Below are 24,692 nucleotides of genomic sequence, written 5' to 3' on the forward strand. Positions count from 1 at the left end.
CTATCACAAATTGTTCGTTTTAATTTTCTACACGCAGCCGGATTACATTCCACGAGGCTTTGGACAGCAGGGCGGTGATACGGCCGCCTTCTGCTGAGGCTGTTCCACGGTCATGCGGCAGGACGTTGCCCGGACTTGACTTGGTATTAGCCGCTTGAAGATCTTCATGATCCATAACGGTGTGCTGGATGACTGTAGTTTTTCCGAAGCTGCGTAGATCGACAGTGAACTCCATCTTTTCGCTCAAATGACGGTTTACAGCAAAGATTGTAATCTCGCTGAGCTCCTCGTTATACACACTCACTGCTTCCAGGTAAGGGACATCTGTGAAATCCTTGGAATCATATTTAGGACTGGAAATGAGCGGATGCAGCACAGTTCCCCGGCCATACAGGGAAGCATGCATGTAAGGATAATAGGTGGTCTGGAGCCACAGTGGGCCGCCATTTTCAGTCGTAATCGGTGCGATGGTATTGATCAGCTGGGCGATACAAGCCATCTTCACCCGGTCTGCGTGCTTGAGTAAGCTGATCAGGCAGCAGCCCACAACCAGCGCATCCTCCATGTTATAGACATCCTCAAATTCCGGCGGTGCAACTTGCCAGCGGGTCTCCATACGGCTTGATCCCTGGGATTTCCACACATTCCACTCATCCAACGACAGATAAATCTTCTTTTTGCTCTTCTTTTTCGCTTTGATATAATCGCAAATCGCTGCCACGCTGTCGATGAACTGATCCAGATCCAGTGATTTGGCCAGGAAATTGGCAGTGTCGCCCACATTATTGTTGTAGTAGGTATGCAGAGACAGGAAGTCCACATTGTCATACGTCAGATCTAGAACAGTCGCTTCCCATTCGGCAAAAGTGCTCATATCACTTCCCGAGCTTCCGCATGCGACGAATTCCAGTGTCGGGTCAACCCAGCGCATGGCTTTGGCGGTTTCATTGGCAAGCCGTCCGTATTCCACAGCGGTTTTGGCCCCGATTTGCCAAGGTCCGTCCATTTCATTGCCGAGACACCAGGTCTTGAAACGATGAGGAGCTTCCACCCCGTGGGAGATCCGCAGATCACTCCAATAGGAGCCGGAGGGATGGTTGCAGTATTCGACCAGATTTCTGGCGGCGTCAATGCCCCGGGTACCCAAATTCACAGCCATCATGACCTCTGACCCAGCCAGCTTGGCCCATTCCGCGAACTCATTGGTGCCCATTTGATTGGTTTCGGTGGTCCACCAGGCGAGTTCAAGCGACTGCTTGCGTTCCGACTGGGGGCCAACTCCATCTTCCCAATTGTAACCGGAGACAAAATTACCGCCAGGGTAACGGATAATTGGAACATTCAATGCCTTGACAGCATTCAGAACATCTTGCCGAAATCCGTTCGAGTCTGCAGTAGGGTGTCCAGGTTCATAGATTCCGCCATAGACAGCCCGGCCCAGATGTTCGATGAATGAACCGTATAGACGAGGATCTACCTCTGCCAGCTGGAAGTCTTTGTCCACAATCATAGAGGTTTTAATAGTCATGGATAATTTGCTCCTTTTACAGAATTAATATAAATATTAATTAAGTATTTATTTTGTTAATTACATCATACGAATCATCCGTTATACTTAGCAATATAAAAATTCAGGATTAATAAAATCACTAATCCTTTTGATGTGGAGGTGCTGAGTATGTACTTAACGACGAGTGCTGAATCGCTAAAAGTGTACGAAGCCTTGGCCAGTGAGGTAAGATTGCGGATCATAGATCTGCTGAGTGTCCGGGAAATGCATATCAAAGAACTTGCGCAGGCTCTATACCTGAGTAGTGCAATTGTAAGCTCGCACGTCGCCAAGCTGCAAAGGGCCGGACTCGTCAGCTCGCAGATGAAAAGAATCAGCGGCGGAACTTATAAATACTGTTCTTTGTCGGCTAATTTTTTGCAGATTAAGTTGTCAGGGGCACGGGGAATATCCAGAAAGGTAGTCGAGGTATCTGTACCTGTCGGACAATATACCGATTTACAGGCAGCGCCTACATGCGGCATTGCCACCACGGAGAAACTGATAGGTTATTATGATGACCCGCGCTATTTTCTGGACCCGGAACGTGTGGATGCCGGAATACTCTGGTTTGCCAAAGGTTACGTGGAGTACAAGGTGCCCAATTATCTTTTCATGGATCAGACGGTGCAGGAAATCGAAATCTCCATGGAGATGGGTTCAGAAGCTCCTCATGTGAATGAAAAATGGCCTTCGGATATTACATTTAGCTTGAACGGGGTGGAATTGGGCAAGTGGACGAGTCCCGGTGACTTTGGCGTCATGAGAGGGCGTCTAACCCCGTCCTGGTGGAATGCAGAGGTGAATCAATACGGGCTGCTGAAAGTGTTGAGGATCAATAAGGGTGGCACTTACATTGATGGACAGCAGATTTCGGCGGTGACGCTTGATGATGTATTCTGGCAACAGGATCAGTGGAGCTTCCGGCTGACTGCGGAGGACAGCACCCGAAGACGGGGAGGATTAACCTTGTTTGGGCGTGGCTTCGGAAATTATGAGCAGGATATTGTATTCAGGGTGTATTACGAATAAGCCGTGTAAGTACAGAAGGATGTGAAATATGGTCTTGCTGCTCCATAACCTTTCATATATTGTTAAAAAATGGTGCGTGCGCGCTTTTCTTTTCAAAATATGGAGGTGCAGCAGGTGAAAAAAGTACTCTATGCCATCAGTGCTGTCCTCGCTCTGGCAGGAATTATCGTGTATGGCTTTGTCAGTGCCCCCAGAGTATTTCATGTGGATAAGGAGATCAAAGTCACCGCCTACAAGGAAGGGAATCCGGAGTTCTCTCAGCCAGTGACTCTGCTCCTCAAAGGCGTCTTTGATGAGAAATCCAAAAGTTATTTAGGTAAAATAACGATTAATGGAAACGAACTGGAGAGATGCAGGTTATCACCTGAATTTGGTATAGCAACTTGCGCCGGCGCAAAGGGTGCCACTTCTGACATCATCGGAATGGTATTTTCAAGCGGGGATTATATGAAGTGGAGCTTGTTGATCGGTCCCTCATACACCGTCCAGAGATCCTACAGTAAGTTGTATACCCTGTTGAATAAAAGCGATTCTACAGGTACAGCAGGAGACATTATCATGACATTGTCCACAGTCGGCCGTGAGGCTTCATTGAAGGAATCCCATGAATTGATCCAGCGCTGGCAGGACCGCTTAACAAGCCGGAATCCTTAGCTCCTCCAGAAAATATGTTTGCAAAACAGTTCAATGGGTAACTATAAACTAAGTAACCCACTACATTGCAAAGCATGCAAAGGAGGATTTCACATGTCAGATCAACTTGAAAATGAAGCGGACATCCGCAATAAAGAAAATAAAAAAGGCGATTCACTGGCGGAACGTAAAAAGATGGAAAATGGCGTGGACATTGAACCGGAGGCCGACGATTGGGTAGCCAAACCTGCGGAAACCTCTCATCCTGATCCGCTTCCTAAGAACTAACAACAGCATGCCTGTCTGACAGACTACCCTCCAAGGTAGTCTGTTTTTTGATACGAGTTCATATTGAGAAGCGGTTAGTAAATAATGTATACTGAAAATAAGTCCAACTGCGGCATTTCTTCATTCTCCGTTTCATTACAGATTTCACAGTTCTCTGGGCAATCCATTTTGCGGGGAGGAATCCTAAATGAGGAGTCGGAACGAGAACGGCCGTTATAGGCAAAAGCGCGGGGACGCGCTTGTAGGCAACCTTGAGAAAAAGTACGGTTCGGACTTTGGCGTACGCAGCGACATGAAGCTGGAGACGCTAAGAAGGCAGCATGGCGGACTGTCGTTCACACAGCTGCTCAAAGAGCAGCAGGATAAAAACTAACCGCTTTACAAGATGAACAATAGAATGGTTAACCATAGCTGCCGAAGGCTTTGAATACCAAAGCATTCGGCAGTATGTTTTTGATAGCTTTGCGTATGAGAACATAACCTGCGGGTTATGTTTTTTTGTTACAGCATTATCAGACTGTTCAGGAATAGCTGTTTAATAACAACCAGTATTTACCTTAATGGTTTCTGCTCCATACCGGGCATACTACTCCCAATTAAACCTAAAAAAGGGTGGGGGCGGGAACAATATCGATATCAAATCTGCTGTCGCTAGGACATTCCCCCGGTGCGATGCTGGCGGGAGAATATTTTTTCTATTTTATGCTGTATTCTTTTCTGGGCTGGGTGCTGGAAGGGAGCTATAATCTATACAGCCGGGGGTCTTTTCGCAAGGAGGGATTTCTCAAGGGGCCTTTCAAGCCCATGTACGGTTTCGCTCCATTGCTGCTGCTGGCGGCTAAGGATCTGCACTTTCCGCTGCTGCTCATTATATCTCTGGCCTTCATTATCCCTTCCGCTGTGGAGTTTGCGAGCGGGTGGATGCTGAAGTCCGTTTTTCATAAGCAGTGGTGGGATTACTCGGGGATGGCTTATCAATTGAAGGGGCATATCTGTTTGAAATTCTCAATGTACTGGTGGGCGTTGGCAACTGCCTGTATTTATGGTCTGCAGCCGCTTGTAGAGTTACTGTACCTACCTGTTTCCGCTGTGTGGATGTTGCTTCTGCCACTAATAGCTTTGGTGTTTGCTGCTGACCTGCTCTGGACCTGGCGGATTTGGCGGCACGGTGTAAAAGTGTTGGAGCTAAGGGAAGGGTAACAACTGAGTAATGATATTGTATATGCTATATGGAAAATCAAGGGACATTATCAGCCTTCTGGCCGATAATGTCCCTTTCCTGTTTGTAGAGACAAGGAATACATGCTAATGTTGTAAAATATAGTGAGAGAAGTCCACAAGAGCACATACGCCGGGAGGGAAAATGCGCAGAATTCCAAAGCTTAGTACCTTTGTTATCGTCCTGGAGGCTCATTCACGATTTCTATAGTGACGGCACTGAGATCCACTGGTTCGTGGACAATTCCAGAGACGGCATGGCCGCTAACCCGGGGAGAACAGAATATATATGCAAGGCAATTGGCCTTTCCGAGACGACGGAATTATACAGAGTGGAGTTGTCAGATTGCAACGGTTATGCGAAAGAAGAGACCATCAGCTTGATTTCTTTCCCCAAGGATAAAAGATAAGAGCTATTCATAGGCGCTGATGCTGAATATCGCTAGTCCACAAACAGGAGGGATACTATGCCAATATCTGAATATTACCGCGGGCTGAGGGAAAGAGCTGGGAGTGAACTGTTAATGGTGCCGTCTGTCGCGGCGGTGATCAGAAATGAGGAAGGAGAGGTTCTTCTGCTCCGCAAAGGCGGGGAACAGCTGTGGGGGCTGCCCGCAGGTGCTATTGAACCCGGAGAGACACCGTCCAGGGCACTGCGCAGGGAGGTGTATGAAGAGACTGGGCTGATGGTGAATCCGCTCCGCATCATTGGGGTATTCGGCGGAGAGAAATATACATATGAATACATCAATGGTGACCGGGTACAATATTCGGTCATTGTGTTTGCATGCTCCATCGTCAAGGGAACGCTCCGGAGTATCGACGGAGAGGCAGAGGAGCTCGTATTTTTCAGCGAGGAAGAGCTTCCGGAACTCGCCATTCCATTTCCCAGGGAGATTTTCATGAAGGGTTCTGCTGAAGAGCGGGTCATCTTCGAATAATAGACGTCAATATAATAATGAGGATGAAGGCAATGAGGGCCAAAATCATATATGCTTGTGCTGTGCTCCTGGCCATCGTCCTGGGCCTTGGCTCCAGAGTTTATGGTGACCGTCTGCCAACGTTTGTTGCCGACCATCTAGGAGATGCGCTCTGGGCTTCGATGATTTATTTCAGCTGTCGGGTGCTGTTCACCCGGCAGTCTTTATGGCTGTCACTATTGCTCAGTTTAGGTTTCTGCTTCGGAATTGAACTCAGCCAGCTCTATCAGAGTGAATGGATTAATGGCGTGCGGGATACGGTAATCGGCGGATTGATCCTCGGAAAAGGGTTTCTCTGGGTCGATCTTCTGCGATACACGGCGGGGATAATATTCGCCCATGTACTGGACTGCCTATGTAATTATTGGCATGATCGAAGCCTGAAGTCTTCCTAATACTGCCTGATGTGGAGATGAGATGGTCTTATGACAAACAGTTTAATCTTAGTGTGTATGCTGACGATGATCATTCATACAGCCGAAACGTTGTCTTATTCGGTTCGTTTTGCCGGCGTGAAGCTGAATAAAATCGCCATCGCCTTATCTCTAACCGGAATCATAGTACTGGTATCCAGAACCGCCAATATGGTTCAAGCCCCGCTCACGGCCAAATTTGTTGATCTTGCCAAAATAGATGTCAGCTTCCCTCTGGAGAATTATCTGCGGATCACCATGCTGGCTTCCTCGCTGGGTACATTGATTGCTATTGCCTTATTCCCTACCTTTGTGGGGCTGTCAGGTAGAATCATCTCCAAGCTGGAGGTCGAAGGCTCACTACCCAAACTGCTGACCAGTGTGACGATCAGCCAGCTTAAGAATACCCGCAAGTATATCCGCAAGCCCAAAGTGAAGCTGCACAGCTTTCGGTATCTGGGCATTCCGAAGAGATTTATTGTCATGAATATATTTGTTACGGGATTTTATACGGTCGGTGTACTATCTTCTTTAATGGCAGCGCATCTCGTACCAGCTCTGAGCACAACTGCTTCCCAGGCCTCAGGGTTGATCAACGGGCTTGCCACTATTATGCTGACCATCTTCATCGACCCCCAGCTTGGAATTATAACCCATAAGGCCACTGAAAATGCAGATTCCCGTGATCAGCTGGGCAAAATCTATGTTCTCCTGATGGGTTCACGATTCCTGGGAACCTTGCTTGGCCAGCTTGTGCTTTTGCCCGCAGCCCATTCGATTATCTGGCTTGTACAGCTGATCTAAAGGAAAGCCCAAGCACATATAGCCGCTGTATCCATACATAGATGATCTATTAAACGAGACGCTTCATTATATGAACCGTATAGAGTTACACACTTAGTTAGGCAGCTTGGCTTCCGCTGCACGGAGCGCAAGTGTGATCTTCTGCTCCCAGGCATACGATTGCTGGCCGAACGTACGGAGCTCGCCCATCCGGGCATAAGACGATTTCATTGCCGCTGCAGCAGTGACGGCATCGCCTGCTGCAACCGCTGCTTTATACCGCTTATCGGCTTCTGTGCGTTCTGCCTGAGCGGTGCTGGCTGCTTTGTTTTGTGCAGTAATCAGCTTCTTTAGGCCGGCTATGGGAGCCAGGGCATCCTTGGCGGGTTTGAGTTTGGCTGCTGTCCGGGCCCGGGCTTCCGTTAAGAGGGAGTTCTTCGCCTTGACCTCGGCCCGTGCAGCGGCTGCGGCCACCTTAAGCTTGTTACGCTTAATCTCCAGCAAGGTCACAGACCTCAGATTTCCGGCCTTTCGGGCTGCTGTAATCTGCTGTCCGAGTGAACTGTATTCCTCCAGCAGCGGTGAATGTTTCTTCTTCATGGCTTCGGCTTCAGCCTTCAACCGGTTTATCAAGGCGGAATCTACGGCTTGTAGCTTGAGATTTATGGCTGTGAGATCGGCATTGTTCTGCTTACGGAGTGTCTGGGTTCTTGTACTTTCAGACTTCAGAGTCGCTTGGAGCCCGGTGTAGTCGCTATACATCGCATGAATCTCTTCCAAGGAAGAGTCCCAATCCGATGCCGCTTCAGCATGGGGGATATACATGCTGAATACAGCCAGCAGTAACAGTATTCCTATCCACGTGCGGTAAAAGGCTGTGCTGCTCCTTTGTTCTGAAGAAGTTTTCCATTTCCATGTTCCCGCTATCATTCTCATCATCTCCTAAAGTATGGTCGAATAGTATGGTCGATAATAGACGCCAAAAAGCACCTCCAAGAAAGGCGCAATGGCCTGTCCTGCGAGGTGCTTCTCCCGCTTATCGTATGAAATCTGTTCTTTTACTATAGCTGGTAATCCTGAGATCGTCAACCAAAAAAAAGAACGCAGGTTCGCTTATTTTGTCTTTTCCTGCTATTTTCATGTAACTGATCCAAGAAATCTAGTAGAATAGTTCTAGAGTTTACAATAATGGATAAAACCCGCAGCAGAAGCAGTATAGACAGGGAGATGACATCGTGCAGCTTAGACATGTGAAAATCTTGGGTACCGGCAAGTATTTACCAGGCAGAAAGGTGACGGACGAGGAATTGGATATGAGGCTCGGCACACCTTCCGGCTGGGTCGGCAAAGTAACAGGAGTAGGCGTACGGCATTATGCCGGGGAGGGCGAAACCGCCTCCAGTATGGGTGCCAGAGCCGCTGAAGCTGCGCTTGCGGCAGCGGGACTGAGCTTTGCCGATATTGATTGCCTGGTCTGCACGAGCGGAACTAAAGAGCAACCCCTGCCCAGTACGGCAGTATTTATTCAACAGGCGATGGGACAGGAGGACTCCGGTGTCCCGGCTTTTGATATCGACTCTACCTGTCTCAGCTTTCTGGTAGGTCTGGATGTTATGTCTTATATGGTGGAAGCCGGCAGATACCGGAACGTGCTTCTGGTAGCTTCAGAGATTGCCTCAGCTGGACTTAATTATGAGGATAAGGAGAGTGCGGCGTTATTTGGCGACGGGGCGGCTGCAGTGGTCATCGGCCCGAGTGCTGCCGGTGATTCCTCGAAGATTCTCCATGCCTCGCTCAAAACCTACAGCAGCGGTGCACGATACTCTGAGATTGCCGGCGGAGGAACAAGGCTGCATGCTCACAAATACAGTAAGGAGAATGCCTTGCCTTATTTATTTCATATGGACGGGCAAGCCATATTCCGCAAAGCTTCCAAGCTTCTTCCGGATTTCATAAATGAAATGCTGACACAGACAGATACGCAAATGGATGATTTCCGTCTGGTTGTACCTCATCAGGGAAGCGCGATGGCAATGAGGCTGCTCCGCAAAAAGCTTGGTATTGCCGAGGACAGATTTCTCGATAATACGCCAGGACATGGCAATACCATTGCAGCCTCCATCCCCATGGGACTACATGAAGCGGTCATACAGGGGCGGGTGCAGCGGGGAGACCGCATACTGTTCATTGGCACTGCGGCAGGATTATCACTGGGGGGCATGATTATTGACTACTGATCTCCCAGACAAACCGGCAGTAAAGAATGTGCTTATTACAGGGGGGAGGGCCCCTGTGGCACTGGAGCTGTCCAGGCTACTGCGGGCATCTGGCCACCGGGTATTTGCTGCTGAAAGCGCCGAGTATCACCTGTGCAGGGTTTCCTCGGCTGTAGAATGCAGCTATCTTGTGCCCCCGCCAAGGCATCGTCCGACGGACTATATTGATGAGTTGGTGAAGCTGGTCAAAGAACTGGACATTCATGTGCTCATTCCACTGTGCGAAGAGATTTTTTATATATCAGCGAGCCTTGACCGCTTTAGCGGCTGCCGCGTGCTCTCTGCGGGACGGGAGACGCTGGCCCGTTTGCATCATAAGGGTGACTTCATGGCCTGGGCGAGGGAGCTGGGATTTACTGTCCCTGTGACACGTCTGCTAAGCAGCCCTGAAGAATGGAACAGTCAGACGGAGGAAGCGGCGCGGATGGGAGAATCCTGGGTGTACAAGCCGGCATATTCCCGCTTTGCTTCCAAAGTCATTTTGCCTGGTGATATCAGCGGAGGTCAGGAAGACCTTGCCGGATCAAGCAGGCCTGCAGCTCCGCTTGACCTTGGCCCGGCTGCTCCTTGGGTGGCTCAGCAATTTATTAAGGGAGCGGCAATATGCACTTATAGTGTTGTGCATCAAGGTGAGGTGTCCGCTCATGCTGCATATGGCAGCAGGTACAGGACGGGTAAGGCGGGGGCGAGCGTGTATTTCGAGCTAGTCGAGCATAAGGGAGCCTTTGAATGGATACAGCATTTCTCCAGAGCCACCGGATTCAGCGGCCAGATCGGCTTCGATTTCATCCAGGCGGAGAACGGCGTTTTGTACCCGATCGAATGCAACCCGCGGGCGACCAGCGGAATTCATTTGTTCGCTCCGGAGGATGGGCTGGTCCAGGCTTTGCTGAGTCCTGATATGATTAAACAGCACGTAAGCGTCAGTACACCGCGTTCAGGCAAAAAAGCAATGCTCGCCCTACCCATGCTTTCGTGTGGCCTACACCCTGGACCGGGGGGCTGGGTGAGGTGGATAAAGGCGTTCCGTGCAGCTGAAGATGTGATCTTCCGCAAGGATGATATGCGACCTTTCCGCGAGCAGCTTCGCATTGTCTACCATGCCTATCGCCTAGCCAGGCAGAATCAGATTTCGGTTACTGAAGCCTTGACAGAAGACATAGAATGGAACGGTGAATGATGGCTAGAGCACTTGTAACAGGCGCAACCGGCTTTCTTGGCCGTCATACGGTACGGAGGCTTGTTGAACTGGGCTGGGAAGTATATGGCCTCGGGCGCAACCGGGAAACCGGCGAACAGATTGAACAGGCTGGTGCTGTGTTTGTATGTGAGGATTTGCGTCAGCGTGAAGGAGCGGTCCGGGCGTGTGCCGGAATGGATGTAGTCTTCCATTGTGCGGCACTATCATCGCCCTGGGGCAAATATAGTGACTTTTACTCATGCAACGTTACAGCTACACAGAATATTGTTGAGGGCTGCATGCGGCACAAGGTCCAGCGGCTGATTCATATATCGACCCCGAGCATATATTCAAGCCGCCAAAGCCGGTTCGGCATCCGGGAAGCAGATCCGCTCCCTCCGAAACCGGCTAACCGCTATGCGGCAACCAAATTAATGGCGGAACAGGCAGTAGAGCAGGCTGCTGCCCAGGGACTAATGGCATTTATACTGCGCCCGAGGGCGATATTCGGTCCTATGGACAATGCCTTGTTTCCGCGGCTGCTCGCGGCCAATGAGGCTAAAGGTGTACCTCTGCTTGATGGTGGAGGGGCTATGATCGATGTGACCTGCGTGGAGAATGTTGTTGATGCTATGCTGCTCTGCAGCAGCGCCCCGTCCACAGCGGCCGGACGAGCGTACAATATTTCAAACGACGAGCCAATTATGTTCAAGGAACTGCTCGTGCGGCTGTTTGCCCGGCTAGAGATCCCGCTGCGTAGCAGACAGATTCCATATCGTTCCGCTTATGCAGTTGCCGGAATATTGGAGGGGGTACATACACTGCTTCCATTTCTGGGTGAGCCGATGCTTACCCGTTATTCGGCTTCGGCCCTCGGGGTCTCTCAGACACTCGATATTTCACTAGCGCGGGAAATGCTTGGCTATCATCCCCGTGTAACTATAGACGAAGGTCTTCTGTCCTTTGCGGAATGGTGGAGAGAATACAAATGATAACTTCAATCCCGGTAACGGTGTCGATCTTGTCTGCTGGATACTGCGTGCATCCTGAAGCATTGACACTGAGGGGAGGCACATTTAGATCCGTTCCTTTTCCAGCAGGGTATGCGCTGCTGAGGCATCCACAGTATGGACCGATCTTGTTCGATACAGGATATAGTGCCCGGTTCTTTCAAGAGACAGCGAAGCTTCCGGCTGCACTGTACCGTCATATTACACCCGTAGTTTTCAAGGAAGGCGAAAGTGCCGTGGAGCGGCTTCGGGAAGCTGGTATTCAGCCTGAAGAGATTCGTTATATGGTGCTCTCGCATTTTCATGCTGACCACATCGGTGGTGTCCGGGACTTCCCCCGGGCACAGTTCATTTATTTGCAGAAAGCTTACGAGTCCGTACGCAATCTTGGAACCATTAAGGCACTGCGGGCCGGGTTTCTTCCGGGCCTGCTTCCTGAAGATTTTGCTGCACGTTCTTTACCTATAGACGAGCGTTCACCGCGACGCCCGCTAGATTCCGGATTTCCCTTCAAAGATGCATATGACCTGCTGGGAGACGGAAGTCTGCTGGCGGTAGAAATGTCCGGTCATGCCGCCGGGATGATCGGCTTGTTTGTCTCTGATGGAGGGAACGACTACCTGCTCTGCGCGGATACCGTATGGTCGAGCCGTGCTTTTCGCGAGAACCGCAGGCCGCATCCTGCAGCCGGTATCATTATGTCTAACCGCAAGGAATACCGGCTGAATTTTGACCGTTTACGTCAGATTCACGAGAACTTCCCAGGGCTGAGGATTGTACCCAGCCACTGCCGCGAAGCACTGGCACTGTGGGGAACAGGCGGTGTGAAATGAGACGGCTCCTGCGGACACTATGGTATTACGGCCTTACGAAGCGGCGGCAGCACTGGAAGAACCGGGATGCTCTGGAACGGTGGCAGGAGAAGAGGATCAGACGCCATGTGGAACAGATCCGCCGTGACTCGCCTTATTACCGTGATCTGTGGGATAATATCCCAGCCGCGGACTGGCGCCGCTTTCCAATCATTGAGAAGCAGCTCATGATGGATCATTTTGATACACTCAATACAGTAGGGATTACCAAAGACATGGCTTTCGCTGAGGCTTATGAAGCAGAGAACAGCCGTCATTTTAAACCAACATTGCATGGAATTACGGTTGGTTTGTCGTCGGGAACATCAGGAAGCCGGGGGATCTTTCTTGTCAGTGAAGAAGAACAGGCTGCCTGGACGGGTACCGTTCTGGCCAAGCTGCTGCCGGGAGGACTATGGCAACGGACGAAGATTGCATTTTTCCTGCGGGCTAACAGTAATCTCTATGAATCTGTCAGACAAGGACGGCTGCAATTCCAGTATTTCGATCTGCTGGATCCGGTCGATCAGCTGGTGGCAAGGCTGGAGCAGTACAGCCCGGACATCTGGATCGCGCCGCCGTCCATGCTTCGTATGCTCGCTGAAGCGCGTCTGTCGGGCAGCTTGACGGTTCATCCACGTCGCCTGATTTCTGTTGCGGAGGTTCTGGACCCGCTGGACCGGGAGCATATCGAGCGAATCTTCGGTCAGAAGGTACATCAGGCCTACCAATGTACGGAGGGATTTCTTGGATATACCTGTGAGCACGGCACCCTGCATCTTAATGAAGATATTGTTCATATTGAAAAAGAGTATCTGGATCGTGAATCCAGGCGTTTCGTGCCGGTGGTGACGGACTTTTCAAGAAAGATCCAGCCCATTATCCGCTACCGGCTGAATGATATTCTGACCGAACGGTCTGCGCCTTGTCCTTGCGGTTCTTTGTTTACCGCCATAGAACGTATTGAAGGACGGTGCGATGATATTCTGTATCTTCCCCATTTGGAGAACGGACAGCTCGTCACGCTGTTTCCCGATTTTATCACCCGGGCTGTACTGGCTGCTTCTCCGGAGATCGAGCATTACCGGGTTATTCAGCGCAGTCCGCTGGATCTGGAAATTTCGTACCGCTCACGAGAGGGATGCTCTGAGGATATTGAATCCTTGTTAACCGGGGAATTCGCGCGTGTGTTTTCCCGTCTCAGGTGTATTCCGCCTCAGCTTCAGTTCACCGAATATAGCTTCTCTCCTGGTCCGGTGAAGCTTCGGCGGGTAGAGAGGAGCTGGAAGCTTTGATGGGCAGAGTATTTGAATACGACAGGAACAGCCTACGGGAACTGCAATGGCCGGATACGGATTATGGCCGCCATGCACAGCAATATATTTCAGCTATGCTGGAGCATCCTGCAGAACATTACTTTACTAATGTGCGTACAACCATCAGGGTAGTTGCAGTTGACGGCTTGCCTATACCCATTACCATAAATGAAGCCGAGTATACCAACTCGTATGTCTGCTCTCCCTATACGCACTATATCAGCTATGCCCATGAAGAGCTTGCTTTGCTGAATAACCGGCTGCTGGAGGGAGTCCTTGCCGCTCTTTTGCGGGGTATGGGTTTTATGCTTAGAACTGCCCGGTTTAACCGGGTGGTTCAGGTTAACAACTGGCTGCTCTCCACCAACCTGTATCCTCCGGTGAACCCGGAGCAACTGCTGAAGGTGCTGGATTATCTGCGCGCCGAGTATCCCGGTTATACGATTCTACTTCGTTCCTTAAGCAAGGAGACTTCAGGGCAATTAATGGATGCACTCAGCGGTTATGGCTGCAAATGGGTACCCAGCCGCCAGATTTATATGCTGCAGCATCCCCAGGGCTCGAAGGCCAAATGGCTGGTGAAACGTGACCGGGCTTTGCTGGATAAGCAGGGATACACTGTTGAGCCGCCTGATCGGATTACGCAGGAGGACATCTCCCGTATTGTGGAGCTATATGAGCTTCTATATATTCATAAATATTCGGAGCACAATCCGAAGTTCACCGCAGCCTACATCCGTCTGGCATTGGAGAAGAGGACACTACATATTTACGGTCTGCGTAAAAATGGCAGGCTTGACGCCGTGCTTGGCTTCTACAGCCGTGAAGGTGCGATGACGGCGCCACTGTTCGGCTATGATACTACGCTGCCCCAGTCAATCGGCCTGTACCGGATGCTGTCAGCTGTGTTGATTGATCTTGCTGAAAGCCGGGGAGAACTGCTGCATGAGAGCTCCGGGGTAGGTCAATTCAAACGCAACCGCGGAGCTGTGGCCGCCACAGAGTACTCTGCAGTATTGGATAAAGGAACACCCTGGCTGAACCGCTCCGGCTGGTCGTTTCTGGGGCTGCTGCTCAGGCGGGTAGGCATACCCTTGATCCAAAAGTTGAAGCTCTAACCGATTTGTTTTACGCTAAAGCTGCCACAGAAAGTCTTCCACTAAGTGAATTCCTTGAATCGAGGTACAGTTATGAATAACGACAACGGACAAAGCGCAGATGACATTGCCCTCATCACTGGCGCCTCCTCCGGCTTTGGTCTACTGACCGCACTGGCTCTGGCACGCAAAGGATATCAGGTCGCGGCCACCATGCGGGATCTGACCCGCCAAGGAGAACTGCTGCGTCAGGCTGAGGAAGCCGGGGTCGCAGAGCGGGTCCATGTGCTTGCCCTGGATGTTACGGACTCATTGTCCATAAAGCTTGCAATAGCAGCAGTTAAGAAGAGATTCGGAAGGATAGATGTACTAGTCAACAATGCCGGGTTTGCCGTTGGCGGCTTTGTGGAAGAGGTGAGCATGGAGGAATGGCGCCGGCAGATGGATACGAACTTTTTTGGCCTGATCGAAGTAACTCAAGCCGTACTTCCAATGATGCGCAATCAGCGGACAGGTCTGATCGTCAATGTTAGCAGCGTCAGCGGTTTAACCGGCTTTCCAGGATATGCTCCGTATGCTGCTTCCAAATACGCTGTGGAAGGTTTCAGTGAAAGCCTGCGCCAGGAGCTGCTTCCGTTTGGGATCCGGGTCGTACTGGTAGAGCCTGCTTCATTCCGCACACCGATCTGGGGCAAAGGGCTGGAGGGGATGCATACCCGCGACCAATCTCCCTATCAAGAGCAGTTGTCCCAAGTAGTGCGTTATTCCCGGCAAAGTGCCGAGACCGCACCCGAACCGGATCAGGTTGCCAGGCTGATTGCACGGATTACAGCAATGCAAGCTCCAAGACTGCGATACCCTGTCGGCAAGGGCTCCCGTCTGCTGGTGATTGGCAAAACACTGCTGCCCTGGAAAGTGTTCGAAAGGATTATTGCCAAATCGCTTAAAAACATGAAATAATTAACAGGATATATTTGGCCTGACAGGAATGGAGGTGTGTCTAGTGCCGGGTACAGTAGGACTGCATATTTGCTTTGATAAGCTTGGCCGGGAGATTGAGATTCTCGATGTGACGCCTGTAGCACGGGGCAAGTACCGTATTGAAGAAACGCCGATTTTCAACCCGTGTATTACGCTTGGAGATATCATTCGGGTCGAGGAGAAACAGGGAATTGCGTACTATGTGGAAACGGTGCAGAAATCGGGCTACATCCGATATGCCTGGCTGCTGAGCAAGGTGGCCGCAGGATCGCGTGAGATCCAAGAGTTTAAGCAAAGGATTAGAGCTCATGAGGGCAGATGGGAGCAGATCTTCGGCGGGCTGCTGGTGATCCATATTTCCAGGTTCTCTGAGATTGATGTAGAGGGCGAGATGAATCTGATTCTTGAACGTTTTGATATATAATCCGGGATCTGAAAGGAAGATATAATATGAAAAAGTTTCTGAAGCAATGGGTGCCTAGCATAGCCATCGGTATTGTTCTGTCGTTGTTTATCCGTACATATGTAGCTGAAGCCATGCGAGTTCCAACCGGTTCGATGATTCCAACGATACAGATCAATGACCGGCTGGTGGTGGAGAAAATGCTCTGGATGACTACGCTTAAGCATGGCGATATTGTCGTATTCAATCCACCGGTGCCTGGGGATGAACAGAAAAAGTATGTCAAACGCCTTATAGGACTTCCAGGGGATACTATTGAGATCAAGGACGGGGTCTTGTACAGAAACGGCGGCCAGATCGAGGAGACATATCTTCAGGAAAAGATGAACTATACGTTCGGGCCGGTCACGGTTCCCGCAGACCATTATTTTTTTCTGGGCGACAACCGGAATACGAGTTATGATGCCCATCTGTGGACCACACCCTTTGTAGCCAAAGATAAGCTGATCGGCAAAGTTCTCGTGGATGTCAATGACCTTTTCTAATGAATTGGGTAATCAACTACCACTACATTCTCAATGATCCCCTCAAGCAGCCCCACAAAATGTTGATGTGCCGGATGCGGTCCATAGTTGCGCAGGGCTTCCTGATCCGTGAAGGTCACGCGAAGCCCCAACGTATATCCATGGATATTCGCTGTTTCTTCCGTTTCGTTGATACCTGCCGTAAGCGCCTCAATCCCTGGAATAGCATTCTTCAGTGCCATAAGGGTCTGCACCAGCTGTTCTCCGGTTTCGGGCTGGTATTGCTCATTGAATCTAAAAACAACAAGATGTTCATACATAGTTAGTGTCCTCCCAGTATTTTATTTCGATTATAGCTGTATAACGGGATAAAGGATATGGTTACGTTATTCCGATTCATGAAAGGTGAGATAACATGCAGGACAAATTACCTGTATCCAGAATCAAGAATCCGCTGAACCTACGTCTGATTCTGGGGCTTGGGTTGATTTTTACAATGCAATTTTGGTTATGGAACACTGAGACGCGCAATGCGTTTCATCCCCATTCCACACTTCACCTTGTCATGGCTGTCTGGCTGGTAGTATGCGGGGTGATCCTTGTGCTGTCGATAGTGAAGGCCCTGCGGCCGGCGGCAGAAATCAAGTGGGGGAACGATTCGCTGCAAATCCGCGGTGAAACCATTTACCCACAGGGGATTCAGATGATCCAGATTGACGGACCCGACGTAGGCATCAAACCGCTTGGCAAAAAGATTGCTCCTATTCGACTTACCTTCCGTTTTATCGATAACCGTGAGCAGGCTATGAAAGAATTAACCCGCTGGGCGGAAGCGAACAGGGTCAAACTGGCCTATAAAAGATTCGTGAAATGGATGTAGCAGAGGCTAAAGTCGGGGATTCAAAATACCTATACAGGGTCAGGTTCCATGACTTTAACCATATTGTTACTTTGCCGGCTTTTGGGCTATGATCTAGTTAAGATTCAAGGAATTATTCCTATACATAAAAAGGGGTGCTGAGACTTGAAAGTTCATGTCACAGATCTTAAACACGGCGACTGTCTTCTGACAGACACTTTCAACAGTGTAGGCCTGCACGTTCTCCCTAAGAGAACCGTTATTCAGCGTGAAGAAGTCATCATCCTAATCCGGCACAAAATTGATTATGTGGATATTGAGCCGCGCCCTATTAGCACAGCCGAAAATGCAAGTGGGCTCGGTCATAATCTTAATGACAATTTCGATTTTGCAATCCAGAATTACGAATCCATTTTCCTGGAAGCTTTGGCTCATGGCTCCTTCACGCAATCCATGGTGGATGAGACACTACAGCCGCTGCTCCTGACGCTGGACGCGCAGAAAGATGTCGTTTCTTTGCTGTTATTGCTGGAGCGTGACGACATTGATACATATCATCATTCCCTGCAGGTTGGCCTGCTGTCGTACTATATCGCTGCTTGGCTCGGCCACTCCAAAGAGGAGCGTTATGAGATTAGCCGTGCGGGCTACCTGCATGATATCGGCAAAAGCCAGGTACCATTATCCATATTGAACAAAGTCGGAATTCTGACTCCTGCCGAGGAGGAAGAGCTGAGACGTCATACCACCTATGGATATGATATTATCCGTGGCTCCAAGATGGATGAGAAGACGGCACTCGTAGCACTTCAGCACCATGAATTAGAGGACGGATCAGGGTATCCGAATCAGATTCTTAAGAATGAGATTCATCCTTACACTGAAATCGTCACAGTGGCGAATATTTATATGGGGCTGACTACCTCCAGGCTGAATCAGCCAAAGCAAGGGCTCGTATCTGTACTCCGCAAGGTGCATGAGATGGGCTTCGGCAAACTGAACGGAACGGTAGTGCAGGCGCTGACGGGACATCTTCTGCCAGGATTTGTCGGCAAAAGTGTTCAGCTGTCCAACGGGGAAATCGGTATAATTGTGATGAACAATCCGCAGGACATGTTCAAACCGCTCGTCAAAGTGGACGATGTCTTCAAGGATTTGTCGCGCGAGCGCAGCTTGTCGGTTGAAGAAATAATTTTATAGTCTCAGAAATCATGAGCCATGACTGAAGGTTATCCCAGCCGTTTCGCAGCGGAAGTTCGGGATAACCTTTTTGGTTGCCAGGAATTTGAAATCAGCTGGTAGATTGGCTATGATGAATGAAAGATTAAGATAGGAGACTTAAGCATGAACACCCAGGATCAGATCGAGAAATTTAAACAGATTAAATATGAATTGACCCGTTTTATGATGATTTACAAATTTGCGCTGGAGGAAATTGAGACCAAAATTGATATCCTGAAACAGGAATTTCAGATGCTCCATGACTATAGTCCGATTGAACATACCAAATCACGGATTAAATCCCCAGAGAGCATTATGAACAAAATGATACGCAAAAATAGCGAGCTGTCGCTCGATGCGATCAAAGCCAGCATTAAAGATATCGCCGGACTGCGGATAACCTGCTCTTTTATCTCCGATATTTATCAGGTCAGTGCCATGCTGCAGAAGCAGGATGATCTGAAGGTACTGGGTGTGAAAGATTATATCAAGAATCCCAAGCCTAATGGGTATCAAAGCCTGCATTTGCTGGTGGAGGTTCCGGTGTTTTTGTCAGACTGCCAGGAGCATGTATGTGTAGAGGTACAGATTCGTACGATTGCTATGGATTTCTGGGCCAGCCTGGAGCATAAGATTTTCTATAAATACAGCCAAGCAGTGCCAGAGCATTTGACACGTGAATTGAAGAATGCAGCCGATAAAGCGTATGAGCTGGATCTGCAGATGGAGCGTCTCCACCGTGAAATTAAGGAAATCAAGGAGGCGCAAGGCGACGATTCCGATGAAGAGCTGCACCGGATCATGATCAATAACCAGCAGTTTAATTTGCCGGCCAATTTCATTAAGCTGCTAGGTGAATAATAGAGGGAATGAATGTTTTTCTGAAAAATCACTTAAATAGAGGAGATAAGAACACTTGAGCACGCATGATCATCGCCATATTGTTGTGAATCAAATCGGTTATGCCACAGAAGGAGCCAAAGTCGCTATATTCAGCGGGGAAGAACATGAATTCCGAGTGATCGATGAAGACACGGGGGGCGTAGTATATACCGGAAATTCCGGTCCCGCGGTCCAGGATAAACCCAGCGGTGCCATCGTTCGTACGGCGGACTTCTCCGGGCTTAACACACCAGGAAGGTACCATCTTGAGGGAGATAGTGGTTATATCTCTGCTTCCTTTGTCATTGCGGATAAACCGTATGGAGAACTGCAGCAGGGACTTTTGAAAGCCTTTTATTATTTCCGCTGCGGTGTCGAGCTGATCGAAGAATTTGCTGGTCCATGGGCCCACGGAGCGTGCCACACGGCAGAAGGCATCGTACATGGACAACCGGAGCTGCGGATGGATAGCTGCGGCGGCTGGCATGATGCCGGAGATTACGGCAAATATTCTGGTCCTGGAGCGAAGGCCATTGCCGATCTGCTGCTTGCCTATGAGCTGTATCCGACTGCATTTACGGCTTCGATTCCGCTCCCGGAGAGCGATGGCAAGACACCGGATGTGCTGTTGGAATGCAAGGTAGAGCTGGATTGGCTGTTTAAAATGCAAGAATCGGGTACAGGCGGAGTATATCACAAGCTGACTACTTTGAACTTTCCTGATCTTGATGTGATGCCCGAGGAGGATACGGCTGCTCTATATTTTTCACCAGTCTCGGCTACTGCTACAGGAGACTTTGCCGGTGTGATGGCGATGGCGGCAAGGGTATATGAGCCTTACGATCAAGGCTATGCAAGTAAGTGCCTCGCAGCGGCTCAGGCTGCATGGGGCTGGCTGGAACAACATCCGGAGATGCCCGGGTTCACCAATCCGCCGGAGATTACCACCGGAGAATACGGAGACGGAATGGACCGTGACGAGCGTTTCTGGGCAGCGGCTGAGCTGTACCGGACAACAGGTGATGAGGTCTATCACCAGGCGGTTCAGGCACTGGCTGAGCTTTCTTTTCCGAAATACAGTCTGGGCTGGGCAGATATGGGCGGTTATGGAACATTGGCATATCTATTAACCGGAGAATCTGCAACTGAGAAGGGCTTATATACTTCACTTAAGCAGGGGCTGTTGGCTGAAGCTGACCGTCTGGTGCGGCAGAGCCGGGAGGATGGCTACCTCATTTCCTTACTGGAAGAGGATTATATATGGGGCAGCAATATGCTGGTTATGAATAACGCAATGCTTCTGCTGGCGGCTGAGCATTTCAGCGGGGAGACTGTCTATAGCGACTGTGCGCTGGATCATCTGCATTATCTGATGGGCCGCAATGTGCTGGACATCAGTTATGTGACCGGGTTCGGCGACCGTCCGGTTATGCATCCCCATCATCGTCCTTCTGTTGGAGACGGTGTGGCCGATCCGGTTCCCGGCATGGTATCCGGCGGACCGGACCGCGGGCTGCATGATGAATATGTTGTTCAGCATCTGCAAGGCAAGCCAGCCGCACAGTGCTTCGCCGATCATGATCTCAGCTATTCTACGAATGAGGTTACAATCTACTGGAACTCCCCGGCTGTGTTTGTGACGGCACGGTTTAATATGTAGGGAATAAGACGGGTGCGGCATTGCACGCAGAAAGGGGGGCGTGAGCCCAGTGAACTCTAATCTACCAGATATCGAACAATTACGTTATCCCATTGGTCCTTTTGTTAGCCCGGGACAGCCGACGGCGTCAGAGCGCAAACAATCCATTGACGAAATCCGTAACATAGCGCAAGTGTTAAGAGCAACCGTACTGCCACTCACGATCGAGCAGTTGCATACGCCCTATCGCCCAGGAGGCTGGAATGTGAAGCAGGTGGTTCACCATCTTGCCGACAACAATATGAATGCTTACCTGCGCTTTAAGCGGGGACTCACCGAAGAAGCGCCGGAGATTCCTACCTACCGGGAGGAGCTTTGGGCTGAGTTAAGTGATTATTATGAGGAGCCGATTGAAACTTCACTTGCACTGCTTGAGAATCTGAACCGGAGATTTGCAGGACTGCTGGATTCTCTGGAAGAGGAACAATTTCAAAGAACTTTTAGAAGCCTTATGCTGGGTACGTTGACTTTAGATACAGCAATTCAGCGATACAACTGGCATAACCGACATCATCTGGCCCATATTACTTCATTGATTGAACGAAGCGGCTGGTAACTCTAGAGAACAGAAAGAGCAAGCGGATACGGGAGCAGTTCCCGCCGCTTGCTCTTTTCGGATGTTTGCACATGGCGGCCGGTTTGCCATTGAGGCTCCACTTAGCCGTCCCCCAATTGTGCCCGCAGTGCAATGTTTTGGAAATATTAACGGTCTAGACTCTGTTTGCCGATCGTATATAATGAATACCAAATGGACCTGCCGGCAATGGCTGCCCAGTAACATAAGGAGGCTGAGGAATGTCTAGACTGGGAGAAGCAGGACACACACACAAGAAACTCAGTCTGACCCTATTGTTGATTGGTCTGGTCACATTGGTGGTTGTTCTGACTTCAACGATCCTGCTTACAGCTTCTTTTCAATCGAAAAAAAATTCTCTAACCGAAACGACCCTGAATTTAAATCTTACCAACGCTGAACGCATGAGCAAGACAGTGGATTCACTATTCCGGTCCATGCGCAGCAGTATGGAGTACAATGCGGACACACTTTCCCGAATCCAGAGGGAGCAGCCTGAACAAGTGGACGATTACCTTGAATGGATGCGGAAGAGTAGCACCTATTTCAATTCAATTCTCTTGGTTGGCGCAGATGGGATCATCCGCAATACTTCACCGGCAACCCTTGAAATGGCAGGCAAACCGGTTGTTTCCCCGTGGGCTCTGGAAGCGCTTCGGCTTAGAACTCCATATCTCTCGGAGCCGTATACCTCTGCTTCAACCGGAAGAATGATTGTTTTTATGAGTGAACCCATGGTTGACTCGGAAGGACATTATCTTGGTCAATTGGGCGGGACTATTTATCTGCAGGATAACAATATACTGAGTATGATATATGGTAACGATAATGAAGTTGACCATACAGGCTCCTATTATTATATTGTCAGCGCGGACGGTCATCTGATCTTTCATCCGGATAAGGGAAGGCTCAACGAGGATATCAGCAGCAATGAGATTGTACAGGAATTAATGCAAGGACACAGCGGGCAAAGGCAAGCAACCAATGTAAAAGGTATCCCTATGCTGGCTGGTTATTCGAACGTTCCGGCCAATGGCTGGGGAGTGGTTGTCGTATCTCCTGTTAGTTACATTCAGGATGAGCTATGGAGCCAATTCCGCAAAACCCTTGCCTATACTTTGATCCCTTTTGTGATTCTCCTGATGCTGGTGCTTGTATTGGCGCATCAATTAGCCAGGCCCTTTGTCATGCTAGCTGATCTGATGAACAAGGTGGGGAAGGAAAAGGCTGAGCTCCCTGTACTGAAGCCGCATTGGAACCGGGAGGCGGATCTTTTGACCAAAGCGGTGGCCATTGCCTGGAGAGATATTCAGGAACAGACCGATCAGCTCACCCAGGAAGCGATGACGGATAGTTTGACAGGACTTCCCAACCGCAGATCCCTTGAAAATACGATGAATCAGTGGATTGCCGCGCAATTTTCTTTCTCTGTGATTGTACTGGATGTCGACAAATTCAAATTTGTGAATGACACTTATGGCCATCTGGCAGGGGATGAGGTTCTGAAGCAGGTTGCGGGTATACTGAAAGCGAGCATTCGTCCAGGTGATGTCTGTTGCCGCTTGGGCGGGGAGGAATTCGTAGTACTTCTCCCGCGAACTAAGGCTGGCGATGCCTATTTAGTTGCGGAGCGAATCCGTAAAACGCTCGAAATCTGTGATGTTCCGCTGGCGATGAAGGTAACCTCCTCACAGGGGATTGCCCATTATCCGAGCGACGGGAGCTCACTGGAGGAACTGCTGAAGCAGGCGGACTATGCGATGTATTCAGCTAAGAAACAGGGCAGGAACCGGACGATTATCGCAGGTGAATAAATGTGAAAGCATCTTCCACAAGGAAGGTGCTTTTTTTTGAGCTGGAAAGGATATCCCCTATGCTAAGAATCGACCGCTTATTCTTCAGTGTTCCGTCTCTGCGGGCTTCAGCTGGAGAAAATCATTCACCTGGGCCTGGGCGGGTACATATCCTATTCCAAGAACGCTAAAAACCGGATTTGCGGAAGGGAAGGATACCCAGATGACTTCATACATGGATTACAAATCACCGAATACACAATTCAGCTATGATGTGAACTGCAACACAACGTTTAAGAAGGATGACTGTAATTATATCAATACGCTGTCGATTAAAGAGCTTAACACGCTGGAGAATACCTCTCTCCTTGATATTTTTCTCAGCAAGTCTAACGTAGTGGAACCCCATTACCATCAGAATGCGGCTGAGCTGGTCTACTGTATTGCTGGTGAAGCCGTCGTCTCCTTGATCAATCCATTTACCAATGAGCTGCTGCATTTCCCCATTACACCGGGCCAGGTGGCGAATGTACCGCAAGGGTGGTGGCATTATGAGGTGGCTACAACCGATTGCACGCATTTGCTGGCAATATTCAATGCCCCTATTCCGGAAGTCATACTGGGCTCCGATCTGCTGACGCTTACACCACCCAAAGTGCTTGCCCATACGTATTGTATGAATGAAGCTGAACTCAAGGAAGCGCTGGCACCGGTGAAACCGGGAACCTTTATTGGACCGCCTGCGGGTTGCTGTGAACCTGGCAAGACAGAGGGAGTGAATGCTGCACACGCGAATAATATGGCTCCATACATGTATCCTCAAGCTCCGCAATTGCTTCAGCCCTTTGGCTACCAGCCTACACCTGCACATGGATATTACGACCAGCCGTATGTTCAGGAGTACCGTCAGCAGCCTTATGTTCAACCTTATCCAGGTATTCAGAATGTTTGAATAGAAAGTACCGGCTGAACGCTTAGTGCTTGTGAACAGCATAACGCAAGGCCGGAGTACTAGACGGATTCAGACCAAACAAAAAGCCACCCGGGAAATACTGGGACTGCACCCTGTTTGTGAGACAGTGATCAAAACACCTTGCAAGTTTAAGCAGCCAGTCGCCGAAAATCTACCG

General features: G+C 49.7%; 27 protein-coding genes. 24 read left to right on the top strand and 3 right to left on the bottom strand.

The window, feature by feature from the left end; translation table 11 throughout:
* Positions 1-19: 19 nt before the first annotated feature.
* Positions 20-1,528: an arabinosylfuranosidase ArfA gene (gene arfA, locus AC0MA3_RS12420; RefSeq protein ID WP_474656429.1), complete on the bottom strand. Its 1,509-nt coding sequence runs from the start codon at positions 1,526-1,528 to the stop codon at positions 20-22.
* A 150-nt stretch (positions 1,529-1,678) separates the two neighbouring features.
* Between arfA and AC0MA3_RS12425 the strand changes: the two genes are divergently transcribed.
* The 8 genes from AC0MA3_RS12425 (at position 1,679) to AC0MA3_RS12460 (ending at position 6,917) form a co-directional block, all read left to right on the top strand.
* The gene (locus AC0MA3_RS12425) at positions 1,679-2,581 is read left to right on the top strand and encodes an ArsR/SmtB family transcription factor (RefSeq protein WP_474656430.1); all 903 of its coding nucleotides are present in this window, start codon (positions 1,679-1,681) and stop codon (positions 2,579-2,581) included.
* A gap of 114 nt (positions 2,582-2,695) precedes the next feature.
* A complete protein-coding gene (locus tag AC0MA3_RS12430) occupies positions 2,696-3,235 on the top strand; it encodes a hypothetical protein (RefSeq protein WP_474656431.1) in 540 nt (179 codons plus the stop codon).
* A gap of 93 nt (positions 3,236-3,328) precedes the next feature.
* On the top strand, positions 3,329-3,502 hold the full coding sequence (locus AC0MA3_RS12435; RefSeq protein WP_474656432.1) for a hypothetical protein: 174 nt from the start codon (positions 3,329-3,331) through the stop codon (positions 3,500-3,502).
* A gap of 187 nt (positions 3,503-3,689) precedes the next feature.
* Positions 3,690-3,875 (top strand): hypothetical protein, encoded by a 186-nt coding sequence (locus AC0MA3_RS12440; protein WP_379153559.1) that lies wholly within the window; start codon positions 3,690-3,692, stop codon positions 3,873-3,875.
* Positions 3,876-4,114: 239 nt separating this feature from the next.
* Positions 4,115-4,702, top strand: a complete 588-nt coding sequence (locus tag AC0MA3_RS12445; protein ID WP_474656433.1) for a putative ABC transporter permease — start codon at positions 4,115-4,117, stop codon at positions 4,700-4,702.
* Between the two features lie 485 nt (positions 4,703-5,187).
* Complete coding sequence (locus tag AC0MA3_RS12450) at positions 5,188-5,661, top strand: NUDIX domain-containing protein (protein WP_474656434.1); 474 nt, start codon at positions 5,188-5,190, stop codon at positions 5,659-5,661.
* A 32-nt stretch (positions 5,662-5,693) separates the two neighbouring features.
* Entirely contained in the window at positions 5,694-6,095 is a 402-nt protein-coding gene (locus tag AC0MA3_RS12455; protein WP_474656435.1) for a ribosomal maturation YjgA family protein, read from the top strand.
* Positions 6,096-6,125: 30 nt separating this feature from the next.
* A complete protein-coding gene (locus AC0MA3_RS12460; protein WP_474656436.1) occupies positions 6,126-6,917 on the top strand; it encodes a lipid II flippase Amj family protein in 792 nt (263 codons plus the stop codon).
* A 93-nt stretch (positions 6,918-7,010) separates the two neighbouring features.
* Here AC0MA3_RS12460 and AC0MA3_RS12465 read toward each other — a convergent pair whose 3' ends face one another.
* Complete coding sequence (locus AC0MA3_RS12465; protein ID WP_474656437.1) at positions 7,011-7,826, bottom strand: hypothetical protein; 816 nt, start codon at positions 7,824-7,826, stop codon at positions 7,011-7,013.
* A gap of 305 nt (positions 7,827-8,131) precedes the next feature.
* Here AC0MA3_RS12465 and AC0MA3_RS12470 point away from each other — a divergent pair, with 305 nt between their 5' ends.
* The 9 genes from AC0MA3_RS12470 to lepB all read left to right on the top strand — a co-directional run bounded on the left by AC0MA3_RS12470 (position 8,132) and on the right by lepB (position 16,555).
* Positions 8,132-9,133: a beta-ketoacyl-ACP synthase III gene (locus tag AC0MA3_RS12470; RefSeq protein ID WP_379153545.1), complete on the top strand. Its 1,002-nt coding sequence runs from the start codon at positions 8,132-8,134 to the stop codon at positions 9,131-9,133.
* Entirely contained in the window at positions 9,123-10,352 is a 1,230-nt protein-coding gene (locus tag AC0MA3_RS12475; RefSeq protein WP_474656438.1) for an ATP-grasp domain-containing protein, read from the top strand. The genes AC0MA3_RS12470 and AC0MA3_RS12475 overlap by 11 nt, the downstream gene beginning before the upstream one ends.
* Positions 10,349-11,344 (top strand): NAD-dependent epimerase/dehydratase family protein, encoded by a 996-nt coding sequence (locus AC0MA3_RS12480; protein WP_474656439.1) that lies wholly within the window; start codon positions 10,349-10,351, stop codon positions 11,342-11,344. Before AC0MA3_RS12475 ends, AC0MA3_RS12480 begins: the two co-directional genes overlap by 4 nt.
* Positions 11,341-12,195, top strand: a complete 855-nt coding sequence (locus AC0MA3_RS12485; RefSeq protein ID WP_474656440.1) for an MBL fold metallo-hydrolase — start codon at positions 11,341-11,343, stop codon at positions 12,193-12,195. The genes AC0MA3_RS12480 and AC0MA3_RS12485 overlap by 4 nt, the downstream gene beginning before the upstream one ends.
* Positions 12,192-13,508, top strand: coding sequence for a F390 synthetase-related protein (locus AC0MA3_RS12490; protein WP_474656441.1), 1,317 nt, complete (start codon positions 12,192-12,194; stop codon positions 13,506-13,508). Before AC0MA3_RS12485 ends, AC0MA3_RS12490 begins: the two co-directional genes overlap by 4 nt.
* On the top strand, positions 13,508-14,647 hold the full coding sequence (locus AC0MA3_RS12495) for a GNAT family N-acetyltransferase (RefSeq protein ID WP_474656442.1): 1,140 nt from the start codon (positions 13,508-13,510) through the stop codon (positions 14,645-14,647). The genes AC0MA3_RS12490 and AC0MA3_RS12495 overlap by 1 nt, the downstream gene beginning before the upstream one ends.
* Positions 14,648-14,719: 72 nt before the next feature.
* Complete coding sequence (locus AC0MA3_RS12500) at positions 14,720-15,586, top strand: SDR family oxidoreductase (RefSeq protein ID WP_474656443.1); 867 nt, start codon at positions 14,720-14,722, stop codon at positions 15,584-15,586.
* Between the two features lie 43 nt (positions 15,587-15,629).
* Positions 15,630-16,031, top strand: coding sequence for a DUF4265 domain-containing protein (locus AC0MA3_RS12505; protein ID WP_474656444.1), 402 nt, complete (start codon positions 15,630-15,632; stop codon positions 16,029-16,031).
* Positions 16,032-16,057: 26 nt separating this feature from the next.
* Positions 16,058-16,555 carry a signal peptidase I gene (lepB, locus tag AC0MA3_RS12510; RefSeq protein WP_474656445.1) on the top strand — a complete coding sequence of 166 codons (498 nt, stop codon included), beginning with the start codon at positions 16,058-16,060 and terminating at the stop codon, positions 16,553-16,555.
* Here the strand turns inward: lepB and AC0MA3_RS12515 are convergent.
* Complete coding sequence (locus AC0MA3_RS12515; RefSeq protein WP_474656446.1) at positions 16,552-16,854, bottom strand: Dabb family protein; 303 nt, start codon at positions 16,852-16,854, stop codon at positions 16,552-16,554. The genes lepB and AC0MA3_RS12515 overlap by 4 nt on opposite strands.
* 95 nt (positions 16,855-16,949) lie before the next feature.
* Between AC0MA3_RS12515 and AC0MA3_RS12520 the strand changes: the two genes are divergently transcribed.
* From AC0MA3_RS12520 to AC0MA3_RS12550, 7 genes are all read left to right on the top strand, one after another.
* Positions 16,950-17,414 (top strand): hypothetical protein, encoded by a 465-nt coding sequence (locus AC0MA3_RS12520; RefSeq protein ID WP_474656447.1) that lies wholly within the window; start codon positions 16,950-16,952, stop codon positions 17,412-17,414.
* Between the two features lie 144 nt (positions 17,415-17,558).
* Complete coding sequence (locus tag AC0MA3_RS12525; protein WP_474656448.1) at positions 17,559-18,593, top strand: HD-GYP domain-containing protein; 1,035 nt, start codon at positions 17,559-17,561, stop codon at positions 18,591-18,593.
* Between the two features lie 144 nt (positions 18,594-18,737).
* Positions 18,738-19,475, top strand: a complete 738-nt coding sequence (locus AC0MA3_RS12530) for a GTP pyrophosphokinase (protein ID WP_379153520.1) — start codon at positions 18,738-18,740, stop codon at positions 19,473-19,475.
* Between the two features lie 55 nt (positions 19,476-19,530).
* Positions 19,531-21,156, top strand: a complete 1,626-nt coding sequence (locus AC0MA3_RS12535) for a glycoside hydrolase family 9 protein (protein WP_474656449.1) — start codon at positions 19,531-19,533, stop codon at positions 21,154-21,156.
* 49 nt (positions 21,157-21,205) lie between these two features.
* The gene (locus AC0MA3_RS12540; protein ID WP_474656450.1) at positions 21,206-21,751 is read left to right on the top strand and encodes a YfiT family bacillithiol transferase; all 546 of its coding nucleotides are present in this window, start codon (positions 21,206-21,208) and stop codon (positions 21,749-21,751) included.
* A 239-nt stretch (positions 21,752-21,990) separates the two neighbouring features.
* On the top strand, positions 21,991-23,583 hold the full coding sequence (locus AC0MA3_RS12545; protein ID WP_474656451.1) for a sensor domain-containing diguanylate cyclase: 1,593 nt from the start codon (positions 21,991-21,993) through the stop codon (positions 23,581-23,583).
* Positions 23,584-23,785: 202 nt separating this feature from the next.
* Positions 23,786-24,514, top strand: coding sequence for a cupin domain-containing protein (locus AC0MA3_RS12550; protein WP_474656452.1), 729 nt, complete (start codon positions 23,786-23,788; stop codon positions 24,512-24,514).
* Positions 24,515-24,692: the final 178 nt, after the last annotated feature.

This window comes from Paenibacillus sp. LS-5, assembly GCF_056121505.1.

Coding starts and splice junctions, on each gene's coding strand:
- AC0MA3_RS12490 (WP_474656441.1), top strand. CDS start 12,192: ATGAGACGGCTCCTGCGGACACTATGGTATTACGGCCTTACGAAGCGG.
- AC0MA3_RS12500 (WP_474656443.1), top strand. CDS start 14,720: ATGAATAACGACAACGGACAAAGCGCAGATGACATTGCCCTCATCACT.
- lepB (WP_474656445.1), top strand. CDS start 16,058: ATGAAAAAGTTTCTGAAGCAATGGGTGCCTAGCATAGCCATCGGTATT.
- AC0MA3_RS12550 (WP_474656452.1), top strand. CDS start 23,786: ATGACTTCATACATGGATTACAAATCACCGAATACACAATTCAGCTAT.
- AC0MA3_RS12485 (WP_474656440.1), top strand. CDS start 11,341: ATGATAACTTCAATCCCGGTAACGGTGTCGATCTTGTCTGCTGGATAC.
- AC0MA3_RS12425 (WP_474656430.1), top strand. CDS start 1,679: ATGTACTTAACGACGAGTGCTGAATCGCTAAAAGTGTACGAAGCCTTG.
- AC0MA3_RS12480 (WP_474656439.1), top strand. CDS start 10,349: ATGATGGCTAGAGCACTTGTAACAGGCGCAACCGGCTTTCTTGGCCGT.
- AC0MA3_RS12450 (WP_474656434.1), top strand. CDS start 5,188: ATGCCAATATCTGAATATTACCGCGGGCTGAGGGAAAGAGCTGGGAGT.
- AC0MA3_RS12465 (WP_474656437.1), bottom strand. CDS start 7,826: ATGATAGCGGGAACATGGAAATGGAAAACTTCTTCAGAACAAAGGAGC.
- arfA (WP_474656429.1), bottom strand. CDS start 1,528: ATGACTATTAAAACCTCTATGATTGTGGACAAAGACTTCCAGCTGGCA.
- AC0MA3_RS12435 (WP_474656432.1), top strand. CDS start 3,329: ATGTCAGATCAACTTGAAAATGAAGCGGACATCCGCAATAAAGAAAAT.
- AC0MA3_RS12520 (WP_474656447.1), top strand. CDS start 16,950: ATGCAGGACAAATTACCTGTATCCAGAATCAAGAATCCGCTGAACCTA.
- AC0MA3_RS12460 (WP_474656436.1), top strand. CDS start 6,126: ATGACAAACAGTTTAATCTTAGTGTGTATGCTGACGATGATCATTCAT.
- AC0MA3_RS12515 (WP_474656446.1), bottom strand. CDS start 16,854: ATGTATGAACATCTTGTTGTTTTTAGATTCAATGAGCAATACCAGCCC.
- AC0MA3_RS12545 (WP_474656451.1), top strand. CDS start 21,991: ATGTCTAGACTGGGAGAAGCAGGACACACACACAAGAAACTCAGTCTG.
- AC0MA3_RS12495 (WP_474656442.1), top strand. CDS start 13,508: ATGGGCAGAGTATTTGAATACGACAGGAACAGCCTACGGGAACTGCAA.
- AC0MA3_RS12530 (WP_379153520.1), top strand. CDS start 18,738: ATGAACACCCAGGATCAGATCGAGAAATTTAAACAGATTAAATATGAA.
- AC0MA3_RS12440 (WP_379153559.1), top strand. CDS start 3,690: ATGAGGAGTCGGAACGAGAACGGCCGTTATAGGCAAAAGCGCGGGGAC.
- AC0MA3_RS12455 (WP_474656435.1), top strand. CDS start 5,694: ATGAGGGCCAAAATCATATATGCTTGTGCTGTGCTCCTGGCCATCGTC.